General features: G+C 60.5%; 20 protein-coding genes. 10 read left to right on the top strand and 10 right to left on the bottom strand.

The genetic code is table 11. The features are described 5' to 3' along the window. Positions 1-38: 38 nt before the first annotated feature. Entirely contained in the window at positions 39-1,691 is a 1,653-nt protein-coding gene (locus HDE80_RS13730) for a M20/M25/M40 family metallo-hydrolase (RefSeq protein ID WP_184671768.1), read from the bottom strand. 771 nt (positions 1,692-2,462) lie between these two features. Here HDE80_RS13730 and HDE80_RS13725 point away from each other — a divergent pair. Continuing rightward, the gene (locus HDE80_RS13725) at positions 2,463-3,407 is read left to right on the top strand and encodes a hypothetical protein (protein WP_345776452.1); all 945 of its coding nucleotides are present in this window, start codon (positions 2,463-2,465) and stop codon (positions 3,405-3,407) included. A gap of 78 nt (positions 3,408-3,485) precedes the next feature. Further along, positions 3,486-5,027, top strand: a complete 1,542-nt coding sequence (locus tag HDE80_RS13720) for a helix-turn-helix domain-containing protein (protein ID WP_345776451.1) — start codon at positions 3,486-3,488, stop codon at positions 5,025-5,027. 48 nt (positions 5,028-5,075) lie between these two features. Here HDE80_RS13720 and HDE80_RS13715 read toward each other — a convergent pair whose 3' ends face one another. After that, on the bottom strand, positions 5,076-5,606 hold the full coding sequence (locus HDE80_RS13715) for a hypothetical protein (RefSeq protein WP_184671766.1): 531 nt from the start codon (positions 5,604-5,606) through the stop codon (positions 5,076-5,078). A gap of 364 nt (positions 5,607-5,970) precedes the next feature. Next, positions 5,971-6,861: a LysR family transcriptional regulator gene (locus HDE80_RS13710; RefSeq protein WP_184671764.1), complete on the bottom strand. Its 891-nt coding sequence runs from the start codon at positions 6,859-6,861 to the stop codon at positions 5,971-5,973. A gap of 102 nt (positions 6,862-6,963) precedes the next feature. Here HDE80_RS13710 and HDE80_RS13705 point away from each other — a divergent pair, with 102 nt between their 5' ends. Next, positions 6,964-7,758 carry an SDR family oxidoreductase gene (locus HDE80_RS13705; protein ID WP_184671762.1) on the top strand — a complete coding sequence of 265 codons (795 nt, stop codon included), beginning with the start codon at positions 6,964-6,966 and terminating at the stop codon, positions 7,756-7,758. Positions 7,759-8,051: 293 nt separating this feature from the next. Beyond that, positions 8,052-8,222 carry a hypothetical protein gene (locus HDE80_RS13700; RefSeq protein ID WP_184671760.1) on the top strand — a complete coding sequence of 57 codons (171 nt, stop codon included), beginning with the start codon at positions 8,052-8,054 and terminating at the stop codon, positions 8,220-8,222. 46 nt (positions 8,223-8,268) lie between these two features. Here HDE80_RS13700 and HDE80_RS13695 read toward each other — a convergent pair whose 3' ends face one another. Continuing rightward, a complete protein-coding gene (locus HDE80_RS13695; protein WP_184671758.1) occupies positions 8,269-8,757 on the bottom strand; it encodes a DUF4440 domain-containing protein in 489 nt (162 codons plus the stop codon). A 161-nt stretch (positions 8,758-8,918) separates the two neighbouring features. On the opposite strand from HDE80_RS13695, the gene HDE80_RS22375 reads away from it, so the two are divergent. Continuing rightward, positions 8,919-10,085 carry a histidine kinase gene (locus HDE80_RS22375; protein WP_184671756.1) on the top strand — a complete coding sequence of 389 codons (1,167 nt, stop codon included), beginning with the start codon at positions 8,919-8,921 and terminating at the stop codon, positions 10,083-10,085. After that, positions 10,082-10,720, top strand: coding sequence for a response regulator transcription factor (locus HDE80_RS13685; RefSeq protein ID WP_184671754.1), 639 nt, complete (start codon positions 10,082-10,084; stop codon positions 10,718-10,720). The genes HDE80_RS22375 and HDE80_RS13685 overlap by 4 nt, the downstream gene beginning before the upstream one ends. Positions 10,721-10,950: 230 nt before the next feature. On the opposite strand, the gene HDE80_RS13680 is transcribed toward HDE80_RS13685, so the two are convergent. Continuing rightward, on the bottom strand, positions 10,951-12,018 hold the full coding sequence (locus HDE80_RS13680; protein WP_184671752.1) for an alpha/beta hydrolase: 1,068 nt from the start codon (positions 12,016-12,018) through the stop codon (positions 10,951-10,953). Positions 12,019-12,290: 272 nt separating this feature from the next. Then, complete coding sequence (locus HDE80_RS13675) at positions 12,291-12,935, bottom strand: TetR/AcrR family transcriptional regulator (RefSeq protein WP_184671750.1); 645 nt, start codon at positions 12,933-12,935, stop codon at positions 12,291-12,293. Between the two features lie 134 nt (positions 12,936-13,069). Here HDE80_RS13675 and HDE80_RS13670 point away from each other — a divergent pair, with 134 nt between their 5' ends. Continuing rightward, positions 13,070-14,185, top strand: coding sequence for an FAD-dependent monooxygenase (locus HDE80_RS13670; protein WP_184672171.1), 1,116 nt, complete (start codon positions 13,070-13,072; stop codon positions 14,183-14,185). Between the two features lie 533 nt (positions 14,186-14,718). On the opposite strand, the gene HDE80_RS13665 is transcribed toward HDE80_RS13670, so the two are convergent. The 3 genes from HDE80_RS13665 to HDE80_RS13655 are packed head-to-tail and all read right to left on the bottom strand — an operon-like array spanning position 14,719 to position 19,783. Continuing rightward, complete coding sequence (locus HDE80_RS13665) at positions 14,719-16,065, bottom strand: tryptophan 7-halogenase (protein ID WP_184671748.1); 1,347 nt, start codon at positions 16,063-16,065, stop codon at positions 14,719-14,721. A gap of 13 nt (positions 16,066-16,078) precedes the next feature. Further along, entirely contained in the window at positions 16,079-18,034 is a 1,956-nt protein-coding gene (locus HDE80_RS13660; RefSeq protein ID WP_184671746.1) for a LodA/GoxA family CTQ-dependent oxidase, read from the bottom strand. A 21-nt stretch (positions 18,035-18,055) separates the two neighbouring features. Further along, positions 18,056-19,783, bottom strand: a complete 1,728-nt coding sequence (locus HDE80_RS13655; RefSeq protein WP_184671744.1) for a hypothetical protein — start codon at positions 19,781-19,783, stop codon at positions 18,056-18,058. A 541-nt stretch (positions 19,784-20,324) separates the two neighbouring features. Here HDE80_RS13655 and HDE80_RS13650 point away from each other — a divergent pair. Continuing rightward, a complete protein-coding gene (locus HDE80_RS13650) occupies positions 20,325-21,449 on the top strand; it encodes a hypothetical protein (protein WP_184671743.1) in 1,125 nt (374 codons plus the stop codon). 350 nt (positions 21,450-21,799) lie between these two features. Here the strand turns inward: HDE80_RS13650 and HDE80_RS13645 are convergent, their stop codons facing one another. Next, entirely contained in the window at positions 21,800-22,432 is a 633-nt protein-coding gene (locus tag HDE80_RS13645) for a TetR/AcrR family transcriptional regulator (RefSeq protein WP_184671741.1), read from the bottom strand. Positions 22,433-22,558: 126 nt separating this feature from the next. Between HDE80_RS13645 and HDE80_RS13640 the strand changes: the two genes are divergently transcribed. Together HDE80_RS13640 and HDE80_RS13635 are read left to right on the top strand one after the other, a co-directional pair. Continuing rightward, a complete protein-coding gene (locus tag HDE80_RS13640; RefSeq protein ID WP_184671739.1) occupies positions 22,559-23,533 on the top strand; it encodes an SDR family NAD(P)-dependent oxidoreductase in 975 nt (324 codons plus the stop codon). Positions 23,534-23,730: 197 nt separating this feature from the next. Beyond that, complete coding sequence (locus tag HDE80_RS13635) at positions 23,731-24,477, top strand: SDR family oxidoreductase (RefSeq protein ID WP_184671737.1); 747 nt, start codon at positions 23,731-23,733, stop codon at positions 24,475-24,477. The last annotated feature ends 76 nt before the right edge of the window (positions 24,478-24,553 follow it).

The raw sequence follows: 24,553 nt of genomic DNA, 5'->3' as shown, positions 1-24,553 counted from the left end.
CTCTGACCCACCTGTTTTTTAGGGCCATGCCGTGTCGCTCAATTTATTTTCTGGCCGCCGGGATGGGATTCGAAGCGCGGCGGCGTGGCCTCGTCGGCGAATTTCCAGGCGCTTAGATAGGCGAGCTTGAGGATTTTCGCCATCTTCGGATAGTCGATCTTGTCGGCGGTGTCGCTGGGGTGGTGGTAGTCGGGGTGGAAGCCGGTGAACCACCAGAACGCCGGCACGTTGTGCAGCACGAATGGGAACTGGTCGGAGCGGAAGAACACATTGAGGGCGTATTCGTGATCGAAGCGGTCGTCCAGCACCAGGCCCACCTGCTGATTCTGTTTGGCCACGGTGCGCTGGTAGTCGGGGCTGTAGGCGGCGCCGATCAGATTGAGGCGATTGCTGGTATCGGCTGGCACCTGGATCAGGCCATCAGTCTGCGCGCTGGGCTTCTCATCACGACCGATCATGTCGAAATTGATCATCGCGCGCGTGGTGTCCAGTGGGCGCAGCGGATGGGCCGCCAGATAGTAGGCGCCGAGCAGTCCGCGCTCTTCCCCGGCGAATACCGCGAACAGGATCGAACGCTTGGGCTTGACCGGGTTGCTGGCGAAGGCATGGGCCAGAGTCACCACGCCCACCGTGCCCGAGGCATTGTCGTCGGCGCCGTGCCAGATCTTGCCGTCGCTTTCACCGTCGTGATCGTGATGGGCACTGATGATGACGGTTTCCGGTGCCAGCTTGGGATCGCTTCCCTCGACCAGGCCGACCACGTTCCAGGTAATACCTTCGCGCCGCGAACTGTTGTGCAGGTGCAAGCTGATCGCGGTATCCGTCAGCGCCAGCGAGTGCGATTTGAGATCCTTGTCGATGGCATTCTGCAAGACGGCCGGCGTACTGCCGCTGTTCGCCAGAAGCTGGCTGGACACCTCGGCGGAAATCACCATGCTGGGAATGTGCAACGCGTTGTCCACCAGCGCCTGGGCGGGAATCGGGTTGGCTGCATGTTCGGCCTGGTGGCCGATGCGAACGCGGATCTCCTGGGCCGAGGGATGGTTATGCGATGGCTCGGGGGCTATCAGCACAGCAACGGCACCGTGTTCCTGCGCGTTGAGTACCTTGACGTAACCGGTGGCATAGCGGGTGTTGCCGGTGCCATTGAAGATCGAGCTGGGGTCGGTTTCCTGCGGCTCGTGATCGAACACGATCACCACCTTGCCCTTCACGTCGAGACCAGCGTAATCGTCATAGCCAAGCTCCGGCGCTGTGATGCCGTAGCCAGCGAACACCACCGGTGCATCGACGACATCGCGATCCTCGGGGAACGCGCCCGAAACGTCAGGGGTCTTCCACTGCGTGCTTTGGCCTTGGCGCTTGAGCGTGAGTCGCGTGGCCTGAGCGTCGGGCCGGTATTCGATCAGCGGCACCGCCTGCAGATAGCTGGGGCGGCCCTGGCCGTCGGTAGCCGCCGGCGTGAGCCCCGCCTTGGCAAACTCCGAAGCGATCCACTGCACAGCGACATCGTCGCCGGGCTGCAACGAAAGCCGGCCATGCAGCGCGTCGGAGGCGAGAAAGCCGATATCGGCCCGCAGGTCGATCTCGCGGATCTGCGCGAGCCCCGGTTGTTCGCCCGCAGGTACCGCGGCAAACGCCGTAGCGGATAGACACGCGGCAAGCGCGAAGGCGAAGAAGGTGCGAGGCATGGAATCTCCAGAAAGGTGTGGACGTCTGGACGTCCAGAGGTAGAACCATGCAGACTGCCATGTTGGCAGCGCCTGGACAACCCGAGACAATCCTCGCTCAGGTACTGATGACCCAGCCACGACATCATCCGCTACACCGCGCCAGCTGATGAAGGCGTCACAAGCCCTGACCCGGTTAGCTTTGCTCCTGCTTTGCAGCCGCCTCGGTCTCCGCCGACTTCTGTGCACGTTCCTTGATCTTGAGCATACGCAACTGCTCTGACTTTTTGAGTCCTTCGCGAGCCTCTCGCGATAACCTCAAAGGCCAGATTTTGGCCGGTGCTCTTGCATCGTCGTTATCCGCTTGGACCAAGATCCAAAACCGGACGGTCGGAGCGGACTTTCCCGCATGCGCAGCTGACGCGTGCCGACAGACAATGCGAAACCTAGGCAGCATGCCAAAGGTGCCGATCAGGTGTCCATTAAATCCCGATAACTGCAACCCGCCCTTTTTTGCAGCGAAAGTGCACCCATGTTTATGTACCAGTTTCCGAATCAAGGGAACCCTGAATGAAAGAACCTGTCTACCGAGGTTAGCCGCGACACGCGCTGACGGTATGCGCAGGTTTCGTGTAAGTAATTGGCTTGAAATAAGGCAGTGTCATCGAACGTTCCGGGCAGGCCCTACATCCGCAAGAGAAGGATCGCGCGCGCGGTCTGGCATTACTCGACAGCGAAACGCGCGAGACCTTGGGTCGCAAGCGCTGGCGACAGCCAGCGCTGAGGCGCCCGGTGCTGACGCTCGTGCTGGTGTTGGTATTGGTACTGCACGCACTGTTCGCGTTGGTGCTGTGGTACGAGATGCAGCCCAAATTGCCGCAGCTGGCGGTGGCGCCTGTCGATAGCGAGAGCGAGCAGGCACTGGTCATACGTCTGATCGATCATTCCAGCGAGCCGCGCGTCGCGCCGCCACCTGAGCCACCCTCGCCGCCCACCTTGGTGCCGCCGCGGCAGGTGGCGACGCCGCGCGTTCGCCCCGTGACGCACGAGAAGCCGCGAAGTGATGCGATGGTCGTGCAAGATCATGCAGCGGCACCTGCGCCAGCCGCCTCCGTGGCCACGCCGTCCGCTTCCAGTGTGTTCGCGAAAGATGGCTCGGTGCGGCTGGCGCCCGAAGCTCCGACCAACTATGCAACAACCAACGCCAAGGGCGCACCGCCCAAGCCAGCGGACGATCGTCAGATCATGCAGCACGACTACAACCAGATGCACACCAAGACCACCCGCTTCGAGAAATATTTCCCGCCACCGAACGAGACGGTCGGTGGCGCAGTGGGTCGCCATGTAGGCGATGTCATCAAAGGGATTGCCGAAAGCATCTGCGATCCGAAGAAACCTGGTTTCAACCCGCTATGCGGCACGCCGCCCATACCGCCCTCACCCAAGGACGGCGACGAGCGCCTCAACATGCCGTCGCGGTCGCTCGCCGACGATCCGAATCCACCCAAGCCGCCGCCGCTATCGACCTGTTTCGCCGAGTACAGGGAGATCAAGCCGCTATCCTACGGCTGCCCCATCAACACGCCTGATCTGGCCTTCAAGGCCGACGTGCGCGAATGCATCGATCTGTACCGTGCAGGCAGATACCTCAAGCCATATTGCCCCGCCGATACACCCAAGCGCGCAGCGGCCGAGGCGTCGGCGCCTGCGGCTTCCGCTAGCGTGGGTTCGCACTGAGCACGGTCGACCACACGCATCAAAGCGGGTCAGATAAGAACTTCAGAAGGTGCTACTGGCAGCCTCAAAGGAGACGGAGTGAACTGCCCTATTGACGCTGATCGTGAAAACACCATCCCGATGGTTATCGACTTGACCTGGCAGGTCATTGCGCGCGAAGCCGGCGCAGAAAACACTCGCTCGAATCTCGAAACCTGGAGAATGAAGATGCGGGCAGTGAACCGAATCTGGATCATCGTCGTGGTGCTGATTGCTCTTCCCGTGCATGCGGAGCAAGGGGTCGGCGACTATCGTGGCCTGCCTACCGACCTCGCCGCCGCAGCGACTGCCTATGACATCGCACAGATGAAGTCCGACCGATCCGGGCTCGAGCGGCTTCTCGCTGACGATTACATCCTGGCGAACATCAGCGGCAGGAACGAGAGCAAGACTGAATCCATCGCCGATTCGGTGGTGCCTGGCAACAAGACAACGTACGTTGCGATCAGCCGGCAGGTGCGCAAAGCATGGTCGAATGGTGCGGTGCTCGGCGGGATGGTCGATGCAAAGGGGGTATCGATCACGGCAAGCCTTACACGATGCGAGCGCGCTTCGTCGATGTATGGGCGAAGCGCGACGGCCAATGGCAGGTCATCTTCACCCAGATCCATCGCGTGCTGCCAGGCGGATGAACTCAATACATCATCGCTTTTCGGTCTGAGGATCGGGTTCCACACGATTCTGCCGGAGCCGGCACTGTGTTACGGCGCAAGCATCTGGAGATATTCTTGTGTGAGAGCACCACCGGAAGGATTACCCATCGCCACGCTCCCGGCCCTTGTATCCCATCCGCCGATCGGCGCGTTGCTACGCGAGTGGCGCGCGGCACGACGTCTGAGCCAGCTCGACTTGGCGCTGGAAACGGGCATATCGACGCGACACCTCAGCTGCATCGAAACCGGCAAAGCCCGTGCGAGCCGCGACACGGTATCTCGCCTGGCTGATGCACTGAGCATGCCGCTCAGGGAACGCAACGCGTTGCTGCGCGCAGCAGGCTTCGCGGCGATGCATCCCGAACGCCCGCTGGCTGCCCCGGCACTTGATCACGTGCGCCAGGCAGTCGACCTGATCCTCGCGCACCAGGAGCCGTATCCGGCTTTCGTAATCAGTCGGCACTGGGACGTGTTGGCAACCAATGCGGCGGCCGTCAGGGTGGGACATATGCTGATGAAGGGCCGGCCGAGCAAACATGTCAATCTGCTGCACCAGATTTTCGACCCTGATGACTTTCGCCCGGTGATCGCCAACTGGCACGAGGTGGCCACCCGATTCATCCGGCACTTGCACGACGATCTCGCCACCAATCCGACCGATCGCCGGACGCAGCAGCTGCTCGAAGAAATTTTTGCCTACCCCGACGTTCCGGCACGCTGGCGCGAGCGTAAGCTGGGCGAGGAGCTATCGCCGATCGTCAACTTCACCTTCCACAGCGCGTTTGGCGAGCTTCGTTTCTTCGAAACATTCACGACCTTCGCGGCGCCGTACGACGTGACCCTCGACGAACTACGGATCGACTGCACTTTCCCGGCCGACGATCACACCGCTGTCGTGTGCGCCGACCTCGCAGCACGGGAAGCTTGAAGTCCGACTCAAAGCTCGAACGAGGCCAGCTCACCCCGACACCTTTTTCTATGCCGCCGCCTCATGCCGCAGCGGATTGCCTGCCTGCCGAATCTTGCGGGCCAATTCCTCTTGTATGTGGTAGCTCGCCTGCACCAGCGCATAGTCCACTTTGGCCTCCAGTCGCATCGTGTGATACGACACCGCGAGATCAATCGCCAGGGAATATGCCTTCAGATTGGTATAGAACGAAAAGACCTGCAGCATCTCGGACGATGAAGCGCCATCAAGGAGATCGCTCAGCGCGCGCTCCCAGGCGATCGTCGACCAATTTGGCGTCGCATGTACCGCGATCCATTCGTGACCACTCAGATTGCTGCGATCACGCACCGGATTTTCAAGATCTGTCTGCGCCAGATACCCTTCGAGTGCAGCAAGATTGTGATCTATTTCAGCCGTCACTAGCGCCCGGGCGGTTTGCGTGCGCGCGATCTTTGCCGCCCTCTCCTGTACGCGCTGCGTTCTGGCGGTAAGGCGGACTGCGACGATCGATATGACCGCACCGATGGCAGCGCCGATCAGAGTCCCGATCAAACCCACCATTGCATCCGAACTCAGCGCCTTGTCCCGCACGGGCTCAGCAGAAACGGTGGCAGGCTCTGTTGTTGATGGGCGCTGCTCTGCCGATACTCCCGTGGTAAACGCACACGCGAGACAAAGTGCCGCCGCAAGAAGCAAATACCGGTGCATAGCAATCCCCTGCTTTAGCTGACTCCCAAAGTGGATCTAGGCTAGTCAAACCACCACTACCCTCACAAGAGCTGACGTACGTGATCGTACATGTCCGACGAAAGCCGGGTGTCAGAGTGCGCTTTCTCAAATAGTCCACTCTGATAGTCCACTCTGACCCCGATTTCACGCTTGGCGAAAGTGCACTCTGCCCCTGTTTTTCTAAGTTCGGGGGCTAAGTTCGCCGCGGAATGGCCTCCGCGAAAAAATCGGTCACTTGTCGGACACGGGCCGGAACGAAACGGCGTTTCGGCCAGATGAGGTTTATATCTCTGACATCGCTCATAAATTCCTCGAGGATCGTAATGACATCGGGATGGCGGAGTTCATCAGCAAGGGAAACCTTGGCGAACATGCCAATTCCAACACCGGCCAGAACGGCGGTCCGGATCGTTTCGACACTGTTGGATGAGAGATTCCCCTGAACCGGCACGCTGAATCGACCTTCTTGCCCCACGAACGGCCATTTCGCCGCCTCTGTTACGCCGCCATACAAAAGGCAGTTGTGCGCAACGAGTTCCGCGGGGGTCTTTGGTATCCCGCAGCGCTCGAAATAACGACGGGATCCGACGCATACGAGCGGTGTGATCGCCACGCGCCTGACAACCGCGTCGGGTTCATTGACAGGCCCCACGCGTATCGCAAGGTCGATCCGATCTTCCACCATATCGCGCACGATGTCCGAGAGAACGAGATCCACCTGAAGGCCGGGATTGAGTGACAACAGGTCGGGGATAAGCGGCAAAACATGAAGGCGGCCGAAAGTACCCGATGCGGCGATCCTAATTAAACCCGAAACACCCAGCGTGCTTCGGGTCAGTTCGCTATCAGCGTCCTGCATCTCGTCAATAAGCGGCTTTGTCCGATCGTAGTATCTCCGCCCTTGATCCGTCAGGGTCACCCGGCGTGTGCTTCTGTTGAACAGCATCACGCCCAGGCGTTTCTCCAACCCACCGATGGCCTTACTGATGGCGGACTGTGAATCCCCGGTTGTGCGCGCCGCGGCGGAAAAACCGCCTGCTTCAACCACGGCTATGAAGGCGTTTAATTCGTGGAATCGATCCAACCCATTCCTCCAGGGAATTAATATTATGAAAACTTAAGCCATTATCATTGGTTCCGATATCACCCACAATCCAGCTCTCTCCGCAACTGAAGGACTGGTGTCATGAATATCGATCTTACTGGCCGCAAAGCGGTCGTTACCGGGTCTACGGCAGGTATCGGCCGAGCCATTGCCGAAGGGCTGGCACGCGCTGGCGCTGCAGTCGTGATCAACGGCCGCGGCCAGGAAAGGGTCGCTGCAGCGCTTCGCGATTTGCGCAAGCTTTTCCCAAAAGTTGAGTTCACCGGCGTCTGCGCCGATCTTGCGACCCCGGAAGGCGCCGCGGACTTGTTCGCGCGGGCACCGGATGCGGACATTCTCGTCAATAATGTGGGCACGGGGCGCCCGAAACCCTTCTTTGATATTGCCGACAGCGAGTGGATCGATCTCTTCGAGCTGAACGTCATGAGCGGCATTCGCGCCGCCCGCCACTATGTGCCGAACATGACGAAGCGCGGCTGGGGGCGTGTCGTGTTCATCAGCAGCGAGTCCGCGCTTGCCATCCCCAAGGACATGATCGACTACGCCATGACCAAGACCGCGCAGCTCGCCATTTCGAGGGGCTTGGCCGAGGCGGTCGGCGGAACGGGCGTCACCGTCAATTCGGTCCTCCCTGGTCCGACAAATTCGGAGATCCTGGGCAATTGGATGAAGGCGAGTGCAGAGGAGCAAGGCATTACGCGAGAGGAAGCCGAGCAGCAGTTCCTGAAAACGATGCGCCCGACAACGCTCCTCAATCGCTTTGCGACAACCGAAGAAGTCGCAAACCTGGTCGTCTATGTCTGCTCGGAGCAGGCGTCGGCGACAACAGGCACTTCCTTGCGTGTCGATGGTGGTGTCGTTCGGACAATAGCGTGAGACACCCGCTTTTGGCACGCTTGACGCGACGCCGAGATGGGCCAAAGCAAATCGATTCCCTCGCGGGGTAGACGACAGCTCAAGTCAAATGCGCCTGCACCAACAGGGTCAGGCTCACTTACCAATGGCCTAGAAATAAATCTAATCTGGTTTCACAACCAAGCCACACACCTAAGTGAATCTGAGATTAGGCATGCCCGTTTTCGGATCTTGGATTGACGAGCTAGGTTTTAAGTGAACCTGCCCCCTCGATTTGTACCCGTAAGTGGGCCTAGGTGGTATTCAAGTACCTAGTGCTCCCTGTCTTCGCCGCCTACGAAATCTACAAGGATCGTCTGCCCGAGATCGTCGTGGAGTATTACAAGGATGTCGTGCAGATGGATGCCGACCTTGCCGCGTACCGTGAGTCGTCGCAAGGCCGGCAGAACAAGAAAGCCGGGTGTCAGAGTGCACTTTTCAAATAGTCCACTCCGCCCCCGGTTTTCAGTCCGGTCTTGCATCGCCGAGCGACTAGAGATCCGCGCCGCTGAAGGCGAACCAGCGGCCATCGTGGAAGGTGTAGCCGTCGACGAAGTGCACCTCCTTCGGATTGCCCGCCTTGTCGGTCGTCTTGAGGATGGAATGGGCCGTCGCGGAGTCTCCGTGGATCACGACGATGGTCTCGAGCTTCGGGACCTCGCGCGCGTCGTCGGCGACCTGCGGGACGCGATCGATCACGTCCTGCCGCGAGCGGACGAGGCCGGATCGGCTGGAGGTCTGGTAGTCAGGCTCCAGGAGGCACGCCAGATATTCCCGGTGGCCGTGGTATTCCGCGGTCAGCCAAGCCTGCTCGATCCGCTGGATCGTCGTGGCATCGCGTTTTTGATCGGGCGCGGCAATCCCGGCGCACGCCACCGCAGACGGGTCGGCGGCACGAGCCTGGAAGGCGAAAGCGCAAAGGATCATGGCGCCGGCGAGCGCGCTGAGGGTGGTCCGGCGAAACAGGAATGAGCGAAGCATCGATGTCTCCTTGGTTGATGGTCGTGGGTTAATGGGCGTGACTTGATGGGCGTGCTCAGGATTGGGCAGATCGGCCCCGCCCGATAAGTGAACGCCGTCATGCCCGCTGCCCATGACAAGCGTCATGGGACAGGATCGCGCCCGAGCGTTAAGGTCGGCCCATGCCCTGGCCTCGCACATCGCTCGATCGCATCCGCCTGCTCGTCCAGGCCGCGTGTGTTCTGATGCTGGCGGCGGCCGGGGGACTGGCCCTCGTGACCCGACTGCTGCAGCCGGAAACCTTTGCTGCCCATCCACACTGGGACCTCCAGTGGACGGTCGCCTATGGCGTGCTGGTCGCGGCCTATGTCGCGGCCGAGTTGGACGGGGCTCCGGGCCTGACGCGGCGCAAGGCCGCCCTGTTCTTCCTCGAGGGCTTCGCCGCCCAATACCTGGTCTGGCTCTACCCGAGCTTTCTGGTGACGAGCATGATCGTCGTGATCGCCTGGCAGGTGGCCTGGATCGCTTCACTGCGCACGGCGCTACTGGCGGCGGCCGCCTTGGCCATGGCCCTGGTCGCCCAGAAGTGCGCCGTCGGCGGACAGGGCATGTCGGCGGTGATCCTGGTCTCGAGCTGTGGCTTCCAGCTCTTCGCCATCAGCGCCGCCCACCTTGCCCGCAGCGAGGCCGTGGCGCACGAGCGCCTGGCCCGCGCAAATGCTGAGCTGACCGGCACCCAAGCCCTGCTGAGCGAAAGCGCCCGCATGGGCGAGCGGTTGCGCATTTCGCGCGATCTGCACGACGTGCTGGGCCACCATCTCACCAGCTTGCACGTGCACCTCGATGTGGCCGCACGGCTGGCGGAGGGCCAGGTGGCGTCCCATCTCGGCCAGGCGCGCGAAATCGCCGGCGAGCTGTTGGCTGAAGTCCGCAAGGTCGTGAGCCAGGTGCGTGTCCAGTCGGTGGATTTGCAGGCGACCCTGCTGGCGTTGGCTGAAGGGGCGGCCGACCTCGACGTTCGGCTCGTCCTGCCCGAGGCACTCGGTGCGCTGGACGCACCTCGGGCGGACGCCCTTTTGCGCTGCGTGCAGGAGTTGATCACCAATACCCGCCGGCACGCAGGCGCGCGTCAGCTCAGGATAGAGCTCACACAAGCTCCCAACGGGGAGGTCCGGCTGATGGCGAAGGACGATGGCGTCGGAACAGACGCCGACGTTACCGAGGGCCAAGGCCTGGCCGGCATGCGCGAACGGTTTGAGGCCCTGGGCGGCTGGCTGGCGGTGCTCAGCCACAGTGGCGAAGGTTTCCAGGTCAGCGGCGCGATTCCGCCCGTGGGCGCGCGGCCGTGATCCGTGTCTGCATCGCCGATGACCAGGCGCTGATCCGCAGTGGCCTCAAGGCCCTGCTGGCCCTATTCGAGGGCATCGTCGTCTGCACCGAGGCCGCCGATGGCGAGGCCGCGGTCGCCGTCGTCACCGCCGATCGGCCGGACGTCCTGCTACTGGACGTGCGTATGCCGAAGCTAACCGGCGTTGAGGTCGTCGAGACCCTCGCCGCGCGAGGTGCCCTCCCACCCACGCTCTTGCTCACGACCTTTGAGGACGATGCAGCCCTAGTGGCCGGCGTGCGGGCGGGCGCACGCGGCTTCCTGCTCAAGGCCGTCACCGCCGAGACCCTCGTGGAGGCGATCCGCACCGTCGCCGGTGGCGGCACGTATCTGTTCGCCCCGCTTGCGGAGGGCTTGGACGCTGCCCGCACCGGCGCCTGGCGCGATGACGCCTTCGAGACACCCGACGCGCTCACGCCGCGCGAGCGCGAGGTACTGAAGCTGATGACCAGCGGCATCTCCAATGGCGAGATCGCTGAGGCGCTGCGTCTCAGCGAAGGCACGGTGCGCAACCACGTCTCCAACATTCTGTCGAAGCTCGGCGTGAGCGACCGTACCCGTGCGGTGCTCCGAGCGCTGGAACGACGGCTCGTCTGATCGGACTTCGCGACGTTCGAAGCTATCAGCAGCACCTCTTGCGGTGATACGCCCGAGACCCCGGGCGACGACCCTGGGAACCGAACAGGGTCAGATTTGACCCTAAGCTTTTGTTTTTCGCGAAACCCGTTCGCGCACCGAGCATTCCCATAAGGGCTCTTACGCGGTTAGCCAAAATAGACTTAAGGCTCACACCTCGCGTATCGGACCTCACTTTCCGACCGCCGCCATCAAAGGTTTTTACTCTGCAGCCAAGTGCGCATTACCCCGATGAGTTCTGCCTTACGCTCCAGCGGCAGCCAATGGCCGGCGGGCAGACTCGTTACAGTAAGGTCGGCGCAGGCCGCGCGCATCGGCTCGCCTTGCTGGTTTCCGGTGATGCTGCAGATCACGTCCCAGTCGCCGTTGACGTACAGCACCGGCTGCGACAGGCAGCCAGCATTGGGCGCCTCGCGAGCGTAGGCGATGTTGGCGTCATCGTTGAGGTACCACGCGTTGGCGGGGCGGAAGCCATGACCCTTGAACGCCTGCACCAGCACGTCGAAATCCGCCGGCGGCCAGAGAGTCGGATCAGCTTGCGTCGGTGGGGCGCGGTGCGCAGCGCCGTAGCGCCCTCCATTGCGCGTGAGCATCGCTGACGGCGATACCTTGCCGATGGCGGCGGGGCTGCCTGGTCGGTAAATCGACGCCAGTGTCGCTGTCTGGTCCGCATCGAGGTCGCCGACCGCCGCATCGAAGTGCTTCGTGTAGTAGCGGAAGTAGTCCCACTGGCCATCCGGATACTGATCAGCCGGGTAAAGCGTTCGGTCGACCAGCGGGACAAGCGTGGGCAGCGCAAACGCGTCGGGGAAATACGCCAGCGAGGTCAGCACGACGCCACGGCTGCGCCTGGGCTCATGCGCGGCCAACGCAGCGGCCACAGGACTGCCCCAGTCGTGGCCGACCCAGATCGCCGGCTTGCCGCCAAGGTGGTCATGCAGCTCCGCCATGTCTGCCACGATTTCCTTGACGGTGTAGGCGTCGCTGGCTGCAGGCGCGGAAGAGCCGCCGTAGCCGCGCATATCAGGAGCGACGCAGTGCCAACCGTCGGCGGCGAACGCGTCCATCTGGGCGCGCCAGATCAAACCGATGCCCGGCCAGCCGTGGAGGAAAATCATCAGCGGTCCGTCGGCCGGCCCGCACTCGATGTAGTGGGTGGTCTGACGAGGCGTGCTGAAAGTGCGCGAAACCAGCGTGGAGGCATGTTGGTCAAGCGCCAGTCCGGCTGCCGCCCTGAGCCGCTGAATTGCGTCTGTCATGGTCGAATACTCCGGTTGAATCAAGGGGGTTCTTGAACGTGAAAAGCGCTCGCGCAACGCCATTGACGACGCATCGATCCTGCCAGAGTTGGTGGCGTAGATTTTTGAGGACGAGCGGTCCAGTTGATGAGCACTATCAGCTAAATCGACGCGGCACCGACGCTTTCGCTGTTTCGTATCGCGACGGAACAAGTGAGGCACTGACGTGGAGCGTCAGTCTTTCCAATCATGTGAGTAAGGCGCTCTGACCTGATTCGCTCCCCAGAGGACGATCAATCATTGGCGTAAGGCGTGCCCGCCATCATTGTCGCCAGCCCGATCGCGCCTTTATCCACGATCGCCAGCAGAACCTTGTGTGCTGCAGCGTTTTTACGGGTTTTTTGATAAGTCTTATGGGCCTCCAACATGGCAACACCCCACGTGGCGACCTGGATGCCGGCGACGAGATGAGCGTCCGCGTCGCCCGGTGCGCGGCCAACCGATTCCGCCATAGCCACCGACACTTCTCGGACGAGCTCGTCGCGGATCGTGCGAGCCCGGGCTTTCAGCGTTTCACTGGCCTCTATGGTCTCGATAAACAGCTGGCTCTGATCGCAAAACTCGACATACGGCCTGCGTTTCGCCACTGCGTGATGGGCAAACGCACGCAGCGCATCGATGGGCGAAAGCTTTGAATCCCTGGTGTGCAATGCCTGGATGAGTTCTTCCCGACCTTCCGCATCGAGGTCGAAAAACATGTCTTCCTTTCGCGGGAAATGATTGAACACCGTCATCCGGCTGACATCGGCCGCTTCCGCAATTTCGTCCACCGTGACCCGGTCGAAGCCTCGCTCGAAAAACAGACGCGTGGCGACGTCCGAGATCGAGGTTCGGGTTGCAAGGCGCTTGCGCGTTCGACGGGCCGGAGGCGTTGACATCAGGACTCATACCCTTAAGAATTATACTTAGTATAATTTTAGACTTAGTTTACATAATACGCGATTGCCTTCTACGGCGTTGGTTGGCCGTCGCAGATGATGCCCCGCCTAACCCAACCTATGGAACCTCATCAATGAATCGGAGTGTCCTGATTTGCGGCGCCAGCTTTGCTGGCCTTTCGACGGCTTATTGGATGGCGACATTCGGCTACCGGGTCACCGTGGTCGAGATAGCTTCGGGGCCCAAGAAGGGTGGCACACCCGTCAATATCCAGGACCGAACCATCGACATCGTCAAGCGCATGGGTCTTCTTGACCAGATCCGCGAGCACGCCTTGAAAATGGAAGTCATGGAGTTCAAGAACGCCGCCGATATCACGGAGCGATCAAGCGTTCGCCCGCAACTTACAGGGAACGACGCACACGACGAATATGAGATCGAGCGCGACGTGCTGCTCGAAATGCTCTTCGACGCGGTCAAGGACAAAGTCGAGTTTATGTTCGGCGACTCCATCCAGTCATTGAACGACGAAACGCACCAGATTGCCGTGAGCTTTAAGGGCAGCGAGCAGCGTTCGTTCGACCTGGTCGTCGGTTGCGACGGCGTCCACTCCACGGTTCGACGGCTTTGCTTCGGCGACGAAGCGCAGTTCCTGCGTTACTTGGGCGCCTATTTTTCGATCACTATCGTGGATCAGTCGCTGATCCCCGACAACACGACGCAAATGTATAACGAGCCTGGCATAGCGGTCATGCTCAATGCCTACAACCAGAAAACTGACATCTGTCTGTGTTTTCAGTCAGAGGATGAAATTCCTTATGACTATCGCAATGAGGATGAGCAGCGTCGAATCATTACGGAGCGATTTGCCGACGTGGGCTGGCGTACGCCTGAATTGCTCGCCCAGGTGCGTCGCTCCGACAGCTTTTATTTCGACAAGCTGTGCCACACGACCATGCCCTCGTGGACGAAGGGCAGGATCGCCCTGGTCGGTGATGCCGCTTATTGTCCCTCCCCGGCCGCCGGTCGCGGCGGGTCACTGGCCATCGACGGCGCGGCGGCGCTGGCCGACGCGTTCGTAGCGTGCTCTGGCGATTTCGAGCAAGCGTTCGAGCAATACAACCAATCGTTTCGACCGTTCGTCGAGCAGATCCAGGCCGAGGTGATCGAGGTCGGGCTCGATTTCTTTATTCCGCGGACCGCCGAAGCGATTCGAGCGAGAAATGCGGGCACGGGGCCGATGGTTTAGCGAGGCGCCTCCGTGCGCTCCTGACAACACTGGCCAGACCGACTCTATAACGACCTTCCCACAAAGTGCCTGTGCGTCGATGGCGTGTATTGAACTGTCCGACATACTGTCGCCAAGTTTCTGCATCAGCCGTGCAACGTCAGATATCGGCTTCTATCCTCGTCGTCGAGAAAACACGGCAGACGATTGTTGCCGCGTTGAACAACGTGTTGCGGAATGCCTGGAAGATCAAGTCATGGTTGGCGTGCCATTTCGCCAGTGACCGGATTGGTTGAAAGCGATGGCAAGCGCATAGTCGCGTCAGCGCTGCGCTATACAGAGTTCTGGGAAGTGAACCTGCCCCCTTAGTTGCTCCGGCGATATCGCGAACACGGCCGTCCGCGCCTGTTGCATTTATCTTTTTATTTCAGATATCTGAAAAGCAGATATAAAGTCCACAGTCCTAATGTCAGCGACGTCGAACGTGGCTCACGCCGGATGAACCTGTTGCAGTTGGCAGTGTTTCAAACCTTGCCGAAGTTTCGCGCACACTGCTACAAACCGAAGACGCCGCCGTCCGAGGCCTGAACCGCAAGGTGTCCCGATTCGACCAGATACCGCATGGCCTGGATCAAGCGGTAATCGGAGAAGCGCCTCTGAAGAGCACCGCGGACCAGGCGAACGGCTTCGTGGGCGCGCCTTGCCTCGTCGCCGAAGGCTGCGAGAATCTGCTCGAGCACTTCGGAGCTGACGATCCGGTTCGGAATTTTTTTTCGAAGCCCCGATCTTTGAAGAACCCAATCGGGGTGGATACCGATCCAGTCCTGGCGCTGTTTCCAGAATGGGTCCTTTTTCCAGCGCGATTCGAGCCCGTAATAGTGATGGCGCTGGGCCAGATACTGATCGAAGCCCGACTCGATATTCCGGCAGTAAGCGTCTATTTCGCCCGATTCACCTCCCAACCAGGAATCGATCGCCCCCGCCGCGGCCAGGCTGCCGCCAAGCGCCTTCGCGATGCCCAACGAGGACAGCGGGTCGTACGCCGAAGCGGCGTCTCCCACGGCAAGCCATCCCTTTTCGGAGCCGGCGAAGTCCAGCATGCTCGAATCGGCGACGACGACCCGGGTGCCCACCAGCTTCGAAGATGCGCTCAACAAGCGCCCGATGTGGGGCGCGCGTGACAGCAGCGGCAGCAGCCGGTCCGGCTGCGTCAACCGGTTTGCCTTGATCTGCGCCTTGTCGGTGAAATACGCCGTGACGAAACGTTCCGCAGGAAGCGCGGCCGCATAGCACCAGCCACTCTCCACGCTCTCCACCAGCGTGTGGTGGGGGAAGACCTCGGGCCGGCCCTCCCACAGGGCGTAGACGGCATGCAATTCGTCGAATCGTATACGCGGCACGCCGAGGCCGTCCGCAACGGCTGAGCGCCTGCCGGTCGCATCGACGACGAAGCGGCAGCGAATCACCGCGCCGTTCCGCGTCGACAGCAACCAGCGTCCGTCGGCGCCGCTGTCGAGGCGGGAATACGACGATTCGACGATATGGACACCGCCCCTGCGGGCCTTGTCGAGCAGGGACAGATCGAAAGCCGCGCGATCCAGCAGCCATCCCTTACCCGAGGCCTTGAACAGGTAGTCGTTATAGGCGAGCGTCGAGTCTCCCCAGGCCGAACAGACGCCATTGGATGGCAGGTGCGGCGTGCACCGCAACTCCTCCAGGATGCCGAGTTTCTCCGCCAGCTCCCGGGCCTGAGGCTGCAATGTTTCGCCGACTGGAAACAACCGGGCTTCGGCCTTGTGGATCAGCGCGATGCTCAGAGGGCGGCGATTGCGCAGGGCGATGGCTGTCCCGCACCCGGCAACGCCGCCTCCCACGATTCCGACATCGCACTCGGTCAACATGACGCCGGGCGCTTCAGGGCTTGTAGTCCTTGATCGGTTTGTCCAGGCGCGAGACTTCCCAGTAGCGCGGCGCTGGCGCCGGCTGATTGCTCTCGACGATGAAGCCCAGGTACTTCCAGCAGGTCACCATCTGGATGTCCGATCGCAGGATGCCGTCGTTGCCGTCGTCGACGAAGTCGCGCGTCCACATCACCTGCTGTGTGGGTGTGTCCTTTGGAAACACGGCGTAAGGTCTTTGCGCGGGCCACCACCAATAGTTGGCGACGTTTTCGCCGGCCGTCTGGTTGGGCGGTTCGCCATACTTGTTCACGCCAACGTTACTGATGTCCTGCAGCGAACACTCGTTGAAATCCGCCTGCCAGGGTTGAGCCATGTATTTGGTCAGGTCGCCCGGCTCGAGCGTTTCGTTGCTGTAATCTCCAGAACTTCCTTTGGTGAGCGACGGGACCAAAGCACTCTCGCCATTAATTCGGAAGAAGTCCGAAGGCCCGAAGGGACTCGGCAACGGCTGGTAGATCGTCGGGCTGCGGGTGATCCAGGTGATTTCGATGCCTGGCGAAAAAGCGCCGCCGACGCAATTGGACAAAGCCGCCTTGTCGAGCGCGGGCCCCGGGCCGAGCTTGGGTAACGGCTCTTTGGTATAGATGCCGTTGCTGTACTGGGATAGAAAGAAGTATTGGGTTTCGGTAAGCCCGAGGTACTTCGAGATGGTGATATTGGAGATCGGATTATCGCCGGCCAGGTACGGCATCAATCCGGACTGGTTCTCGCCGACGTTGCTGGGCTTATCGCCCGGATCACTGAGACCGCGCTGGCGGATGTAGTCGAAGATCTGATCCTGGAAGGTGTCCGGATCGGCGGACTGAGTCACACGATGCTGCTGCGTGCCTCTCCCTGGAATATTGCAGACGTACTGATAGATGTCCGGGCGACTCAGGATGGGCAGAATCTCGTCGGGATAACTGGGCTTGTAGGTGGGATCGAACCCGTTGCCGGCGTGTAGTGCCGGATTCACGAACATCTTGCGTACGAAGACGTCGTACATGTTGTCGTACATCGTGACCTGGTTCAGCACCTGTGGCGCGTACGCCGGTGGCGCCGCAATGACCCAGGCAGTGCCGGCCGGGCTCTGCCCGCCGGTCGCGAAATGAACTTCTGCGGACACGATGCCATCGCAGGTGTCGTCGAACCAGCCCTCGTTGTTGGCGTAGTGCGTGATGCGAACGCCGTCAGCGGAGGTCGTCCCTGAGTTGCCGTCGCCCGGCAAGAAAATGAGACCTAGATCGTCATCCAAAACGATAGCGCCCAGATGAGAGATCGGATTCGGCTTCAAGGTTGATAGAAAGGGGTAGTCAGAAGGCGAAAGAGTCAAATCGCTGCGCTCCTCTACCGAAGAAACTTCTCCGTAGGCGGCGAGGATTAGCTGGCGACGATTGGCGTCGTTGATCGTTGCAGGATCGTCGCTCGTGTTTAAAGAAAGGTTGTAGCGCAGTGGATTCGACGGCGCCTCAGGGTTTGTCGGCTTACCCGTCGGCTTGCCCGGTATGTAAGGATTGGCTTTGTTGTTGGCGTCATAGCCCTTGTCGTTGACGAACGCATAGGGCGCCGTCGACACAGGGGTAGAGTCCGAAGGGTACGGGCCTTGCGCGGACCCCGTTTGCTGATCGAACTGGAACCAGCTCGCTTTCTTGTTCGCCACAGAAATGGTCCAGCTGATCGCAACGACGCCATTCTGACCTCGGGTGACTTCCACACCATGCGGATGCAGCTCGTCGTAGCGAAATACCTTGAAGCGGACGGCTTGCTTCAGCAGCTTGCTATCTTTGTCGCGGAACGCATCTATGTTGGTGGATGCGCTGGAGTAGATCGTAGGCAGACCGCCGGCGGTTTCCGGCGCAAGATAATATTCCGGGCTGTCCCCGACACGGGCGATGCCGATCGCCGGATGGATCTTGTAGTACGCCGTCATGATGTTTCTCCCTGGTTCTCATCAGAACTTGTATTCCTTCCTCCGAGCGGCCAGCGCCGCTTGAGAGAAGTCCGGCGTTTCGGGCTCGATTTCCGGGCCTTCGAACAACATGAAGCTGAAGTCGGTGCCGCCGACCTGGGCATTGCCGTGGCAACCCATGCAACCGCCCATGTTGTAGTGGGCGAATTGCATCTTGGCGCTGTTTGCGATCAACACGTTCGTGAACGGGGTGCCGGTGGCGGTGAAATCGGTCGTCTGCCCGTCAGAAGACAGGTCGTCATTGGTCAGCCGGCCGGAGAAATTCTGGAGGGTGTAGTTGGTCTCGACGACGATGTTGGCCTGCCGATAGGTCGAGGTCAGCCGATTGGGGTTGCTGTCGTTGATATCGGCGGCGCTGAACGGCTGGAACTGCACGTTGATGAGCTTGTAATAAGGCCAGGGTGAGTTCGTCACATTGTTGGCCTGGTCGTATACCTGAATCTTCTGCTGAGCCTCCTTGTTGACATCGACGATCTGCTGGGGGATCGGGTACCTGCGGTTGTTCACGCAGATGCCGCCATGACCGTCCGTTGCTTGCGGCAAGCCGGGCGCACTGTTCTTGTAGAAGAGGTGGCCGTTGCCACTCGGATTGCAAAAGGCTCCTTTTGCGGTAGTCGTGACCGGGTTCGGGTAATCCGTATGGGAAATTTCCGGCGTCGTCGGACTGCCGTTCGGCGTCGCTCCACCGACAGTGCTCTCGATCGGATTGCCAAAAACATTCGTGATGTTGTCGGCCTGCTCGAACGTTGCGAACGTGAAGTAGTGGGGCGTGCTCGGCGACCTCTGCACGATATGCAGCGCCACCATCCCCCAGCCGGCTTCGTCGTTGTAGCAAATCTTGCCGGCTTTCTTCTCATAAAAGCGCACCGGCGCACTGTAAAACCTGCCGCTGGCGAGTTCGGCCTTCGTCAACAACCGCCAGGCGGATTTCACCATGACGGTATCGCTCGGGAACTCGATGAAGCCGCTCCCGTCCGCCGGCGGTTTGTCGTTTGCGACAGCGTTCTTGAAATTGGTGACATCCTGGAAATACGTGCCGCCGTGGTTGAAGTAGCTGTGCTCGTTGATGTACTCCGAATACATGCTGTTGCCCTTGGCCAGGAAGCGGATCAGCTTCGGCACCGAATTGCCGGTCGGCGGGTAGTCGTCGGAGGCATCGCCGTCGAACATGAAGTTCAGACCGATCTGCGAAATCTCGTCGAGATTGATCCAGGGCGGGACGCCGGGGTCCGGGCTCTGATTGCAGGACTGGATTTTCTTTTTATAGTAGTACTGCGGCGTTGCGTTGTAGTGGAAGGTGACTTTGCCGGTACCTGGATCCTGCGTCGCGCCGGGCGGAAGGGAATCCTGCCAGGGGAACAACTCGACCCTCGAGCGGTAGGTTTGCCAGATCAGGGGCTGTCCGGTCGTCCCGAATGGCAAGACGGACGGCTTCTCCCGATTAGTGCCGTCCTGTGGCACGGCCGGCCAATTCAGCGCGATGAACTGGTTCCAGGCGAACTGCGCGGCCTGCGTCAGGGTCGCATTGGCCGCGCCGACGGGAATGTCGCTAGGCCGGGTCGACATGACCACAACGCCTGGATCCGCATCTCGGGCCGAAGCCTGTTTTTCCGTCGCCGCGATATCCTGCTTTTTTTCGGCCTTGCCACTAGAGCAACAAGCCAGCAGCAGACAAACGGGCAACGTAAAGCTCACGAGCATTTTTTTCATGGCTTTCCCCTACACCAATCAGGTATTGGTTTGCGAACTGCCTCGGATGTCGATGCCTGGTGCTCTTCTGGCGCCCGGGTTGAATTCGATCCGGCATGTCACGATCGGTCTGCCGACTTGTTTGTCCCCGATTGCCGCCTGCGGTGCCCCCTAGGGTCCGATCAGAGTCCTTGTCGGCACTCGACCGGCGAAGTGAGCGAATTACGTAATTTTTTCCCCTGCCTTGCCCCTTGGCCATTCAACCACGCAGCCCAAGCAAACTCACCTGTAAAGATCTACAGGTAGGGCACCCGGTCAATGCGGGGGATCTGGCTACTGCTGGCTACTAGAAGAATGGAGTCTTCAGGGACATTTTGATTGTCCCGGTGGCGTGAGCAAGAGTGTCGGAAATTATCCCTGACACCTTTTTTCCACAAATCATTCGCCCTGCGGCGTCGGCATCAATTACGCCGACCAGTTCTCAGTTTATCGCGCGCTCCGATAAACCTATGGATTGTTCGTAACGCATCACACCGCACCAACGAATGAATAAGGGATCGAGATGATCGATCGCCGCATTGTCGCCCTACGATCGCGTGCGCGGTGCGGGACCTCCCCCTACCCTTTGAGAGCATTTATGAAAAAGACACTATCTTTCGGCATCGGCGCGTTGTCGCTGATGATTGCTACCGCGGTTGCGGCACAGAATGCGACGTGGAGTGACAATCACGCCGTTGTCGTTACTGCGACCAATGCATCGACCAACGACTTGCTCATCTACAACACGCAAGGTGTGTTGCAAGCAACGATCCCCACTCGCGGTTCAGGCGGCGCTACCGGTAATGCTGGCGGTATCACGCAGGATCGTGATCGCTTAGCGGTCATCAATTTTGGCTCAGGCAACGTGACGGTGTTTAGCAAAGACACCGAGAATCTCGGCCTACGTTTTGAGAAGCTGGTTCCCGCACTGGCCAATCCGGTGAGTGTCGCGCTCGCGAACCATCATCTTTACATTCTGACGACGAGCTACATCGAGTCCCATCGTATCGATCAGAATGGCGTGGCATCGGTGGCCGATGGCAAAGCGAAGCTCATCGTCGGTGATGCGTCCGCCGCGCAAGTCGGGGCGCTGCAAGGTCAATTGATCCTGAGTGAAAAGAGCAATGTCATCGAGACCGTCCATTTGAACGAAGACGGTGCGATCAACGGCACCACCAAAGAGGTCGCGAACATTCCGTCAAACGTCAACGCGCCCTTCGGACTCGCCACGCGGGCTAACGACGCTTACGTGAGCATCGCTCATGCTAACGAGCTTAGCTTGGTGCGCAATGACGCGGTGGTCACCGTGACCAGTTCCGGCACGCAGAATGCGCCGTGCTGGGTAACGCTTGACGGACCTTTCCTGTTCTCGGTCAACGCAGCAAGCAAGACCGTCTCGCGCTACGCCGTGTATGGCCAGAAAATCATTCAGGATGCACCCGTGGTGGCCACGATTGCTGGCGCTCCGACCGATATCGCGTATCGCAGCGACGTGGCTGCTGTGATCGATGGGAGTGGTTCGGCTTCGCATGTATCGATCTATAACGTCGATGGTGATGGCGATTTCACTCTGAATGGTTTCGCGACCATCAATACCCCGGCGGCAAACGGTGTCGCTATCGTGCGTAACGATCAGCATAACTACTAAGCGTGAACTGACCGGCGCCGCAGCGATGCGGCGCCTACTCTCATCGAACCTTTAGGGTTCAAGCTTCTTCAGCTCACCGAACGATCTGGCCGGACAGGAAGGCGAGGCGGCCTTGTGTCGAAGGCATGGGGATCGTTTTGACGACGTTGTCGGCCTTCAGGCGCGAGTTCGCAAGCGGCGCGCTCATGCAAGTCTTGCCCGAATGGGACCTGGGATCCGTGGATGTCCATGCCGTGTTCACGACGTCCGCGTCGCTAAACCTTCGGCAGAGCGATCTAGCCTATGTCGCCGACACCTTACCGCGCGCCCAACGCCGCTAGCGGTCGGTTCGACGTCCACCCCGGCCGGCATCAACCTTCTGACGTCGCATTTCCACGCCGCGGCAGCAGGACTAAGTCCGCCGCTTCCTCAGCGTCTTTGAGGAGCGTCTTACGCGACGTGCCCATCTGTGCACGCATCGTCATACCGCGGCCAAGGTCTAGGACCTGGCTCGCGCGCGCGGCTACGGGAAAGTCTGACGGGACCTCTCCCGCGCTGATCGCGTCGCAGAAACGGCGTTCCACGAGCGCCGCGGCGGCAGCCACGGCGTCCTGCAGGAACTGCCTGACCTCAGCATCGTCCACGAGCGGCGCGATGCATATGAGAAGACACCCCGGGGCTGATCCTTCCTCGGTCGCAGTTTCTACGGCGTTCCTCAGGAAGCCGGCGAGTGAGTCGCGAAGAGTCGGCGGCGAGAAGAGCGCCTTCGCAGCGAGAGCGCCTTTCGTCTCTGCGTACGCCCGAAGGACGCGCAAGAATATCGTCCGCTTGTCCCCGAAGACGGAATACAGGCTTGGCCGTCCCACACCCATGCCTGCGACGAGATCGTCGACCGTCACGCCGTCGTAGCCTTTCGACCGGAACACCTGAGTCGCCCTTTCCAGCGCCCCCGTCTCGTCGAAGCTGCGCGGCCGACCCCGCGGCCTAGTGATATTTTGAATCATTTGGTTCAAAACTCATTGACAATGTTCATCCCATCAATATATAACTGAATAGTTCGAAATTAGCAAGGTGGCCCTGGCCTCGCGGGGCGTCACAACTCGACCTCCCCCTTCAGCACGGAACCACCCATGAGACATTCGATCGCTCTCGTCACTGGCACCACCTCCGGGCTCGGTCATGCGGCAGCCCGCTTGCTCGCCATTGAGGGCTACCGCCAGGTCATCGTCACCGGGCGCAGCCTAGCCCGGGTTCAAGAAACGGCCGCTCAACTCGCGGCTGAGACCAAGACACAGGTTTTCACGCCGCTGGAGCTGGAGCTGGACGCGCCGACCAGCGTTCAATCTGCCCTCGCCGAGCTGGTGAGGTTAGGTCGGCCGATCGATTTCCTACTGCTAAACGCAGGATGGATCGGAGGTAAGGAGCGCGTGCTCACTGCGGCGGGCATCGAGGCGACTCAGGCCCCGCTAATCGGACATCATCAACTGACTGTCGGGTTGCTCCACGCCAACCTGCTGAGCCACAACGCGCGGATTGTTATCGCCGGCTCGGAATCTGCCCGAGGGGACGTACCCTTGTTCGGCTACACCGACGTGGTGGCCCTTGCGGCCACGCACTATCAGGGCGACCGAAGCGCTGCGGTGGAAGCCCTGTTGCGCAGCGGGCCAAACGTGAAGTACGAGCCCCGCCGGGCGCACTCCGACGCGAAGAACGTCGTCGCTTGGTGGGCGGCGGCGCTATCGCGCCGGCTCCCACCCGGCATGGCCGTATACGCCGTCTCGCCTGGTAGCACGCCCGACACCAAGGGGCTGCGAAACGCTGGCCCGGCCTTGAAGTGGCTGATGGTTCCGCTGATGAAGCTTATCCCCGGCATGTCTCACACTCCTGAGATCGCAGCCCATCGATACCTCCAGGCATCGGAGTTCGGAACCGACGTCTCGGGGCAATTCTTCGCCTCGGCGCCCAAGAAGTTCACCGGACCAATTGAGGCGATGCGCCACCCACACTTTCACGATCGCGCCACCCAGGAAGCCGCGTGGCAGGCCGTCGTCGAGGTCTCCGGCGTCGACTTGTCTTACCCAGCATCCTTGAGCGCGGTGTCCTGAAGGAGCGCCGATCGCGGCGAAATGGTCGCGGTAACCAGAATCAGCAGGCGATCGCAGAGCTACGTAGTCGTCCACCGGGCCTAACGGTATTTTGAAATATTTAGTTCAAAAGTCATTGACCGCGACCCTTGCGCCTATTATCGTACAAAATAGTTCAAAAACAGCAAAGCGACCCAGACGTCGCGAGGAGAATACGCATGGAACGGTACGAAGGTAAAAAAGTGGTGATCATCGGCGGCACGAGCGGCATAGGGCTCGCGACGGCGAAAATGCTCGTCGATGGGCGCGCGCGCGTTCTGGTGACGGGTCGCTCGCAAGCCGGCCTGGATTCAGCGCAGAAAGAGCTTGGGAATGACGCCCTCGTAGTTTCGAGCGACGCGCGCTCGCTGACGGACATCGACGCGCTCGCCTCTCGGGTGAAGGCCGAGTTCGACACCTTCGACCTGCTTTTCGTCAACGCCGGGTTTAGCCTCTTCGCCCCTCTCGAGAACACGACCGAGACGACCTTCGACGAGATGTTCAACCTGAACGCCAAGGGACCGTTTTTCTCGGTCCAGAAGCTCGCGCCGCTGATCAACCAGGGAGGCGCTGTCGTCCTCACGACTTCGACCGCAAACATTAAGGGGATGCCCATGATCGCCGCATATGGAGGGGCCAAGGCTGCGCTGCGATCCTTCGCTCGGACGTTCGCCGCTGAGCTTCTTCCTCGGGGGATTCGCGTGAACGCGGTGTCGCCCGGTCCCACCGAGACGCCGATCATCGGCAAAGCGTTTCCCGATAAAGCAACGGCCGACCAACTCATGGCGCAGATGCGCGAAGCCGTTCCGATGAAGCGCTTCGGAAAGGCGGAAGAAGTCGCCAAGGCCGTCCTGTTCCTCGCATTCGACGCGACCTTCACGACCGGCGCCGAACTACCGGTGGACGGAGGTTGGTCGCAACTCTGAGGGGCGCGCGCCGCCGCCTAAGTAGACGGGCGTTTCGCATAAATTCCTCGCCGATTTGGAGGCCAAGCAGAGTTCG

This window comes from Rhodanobacter sp. A1T4 (genome assembly GCF_014207185.1).
In the GTDB taxonomy this organism is placed as follows: domain Bacteria; phylum Pseudomonadota; class Gammaproteobacteria; order Xanthomonadales; family Rhodanobacteraceae; genus Rhodanobacter.
Note: the sequence above shows the minus strand (reverse complement) of the source record. Positions and strands in the feature narration are given on the sequence as shown.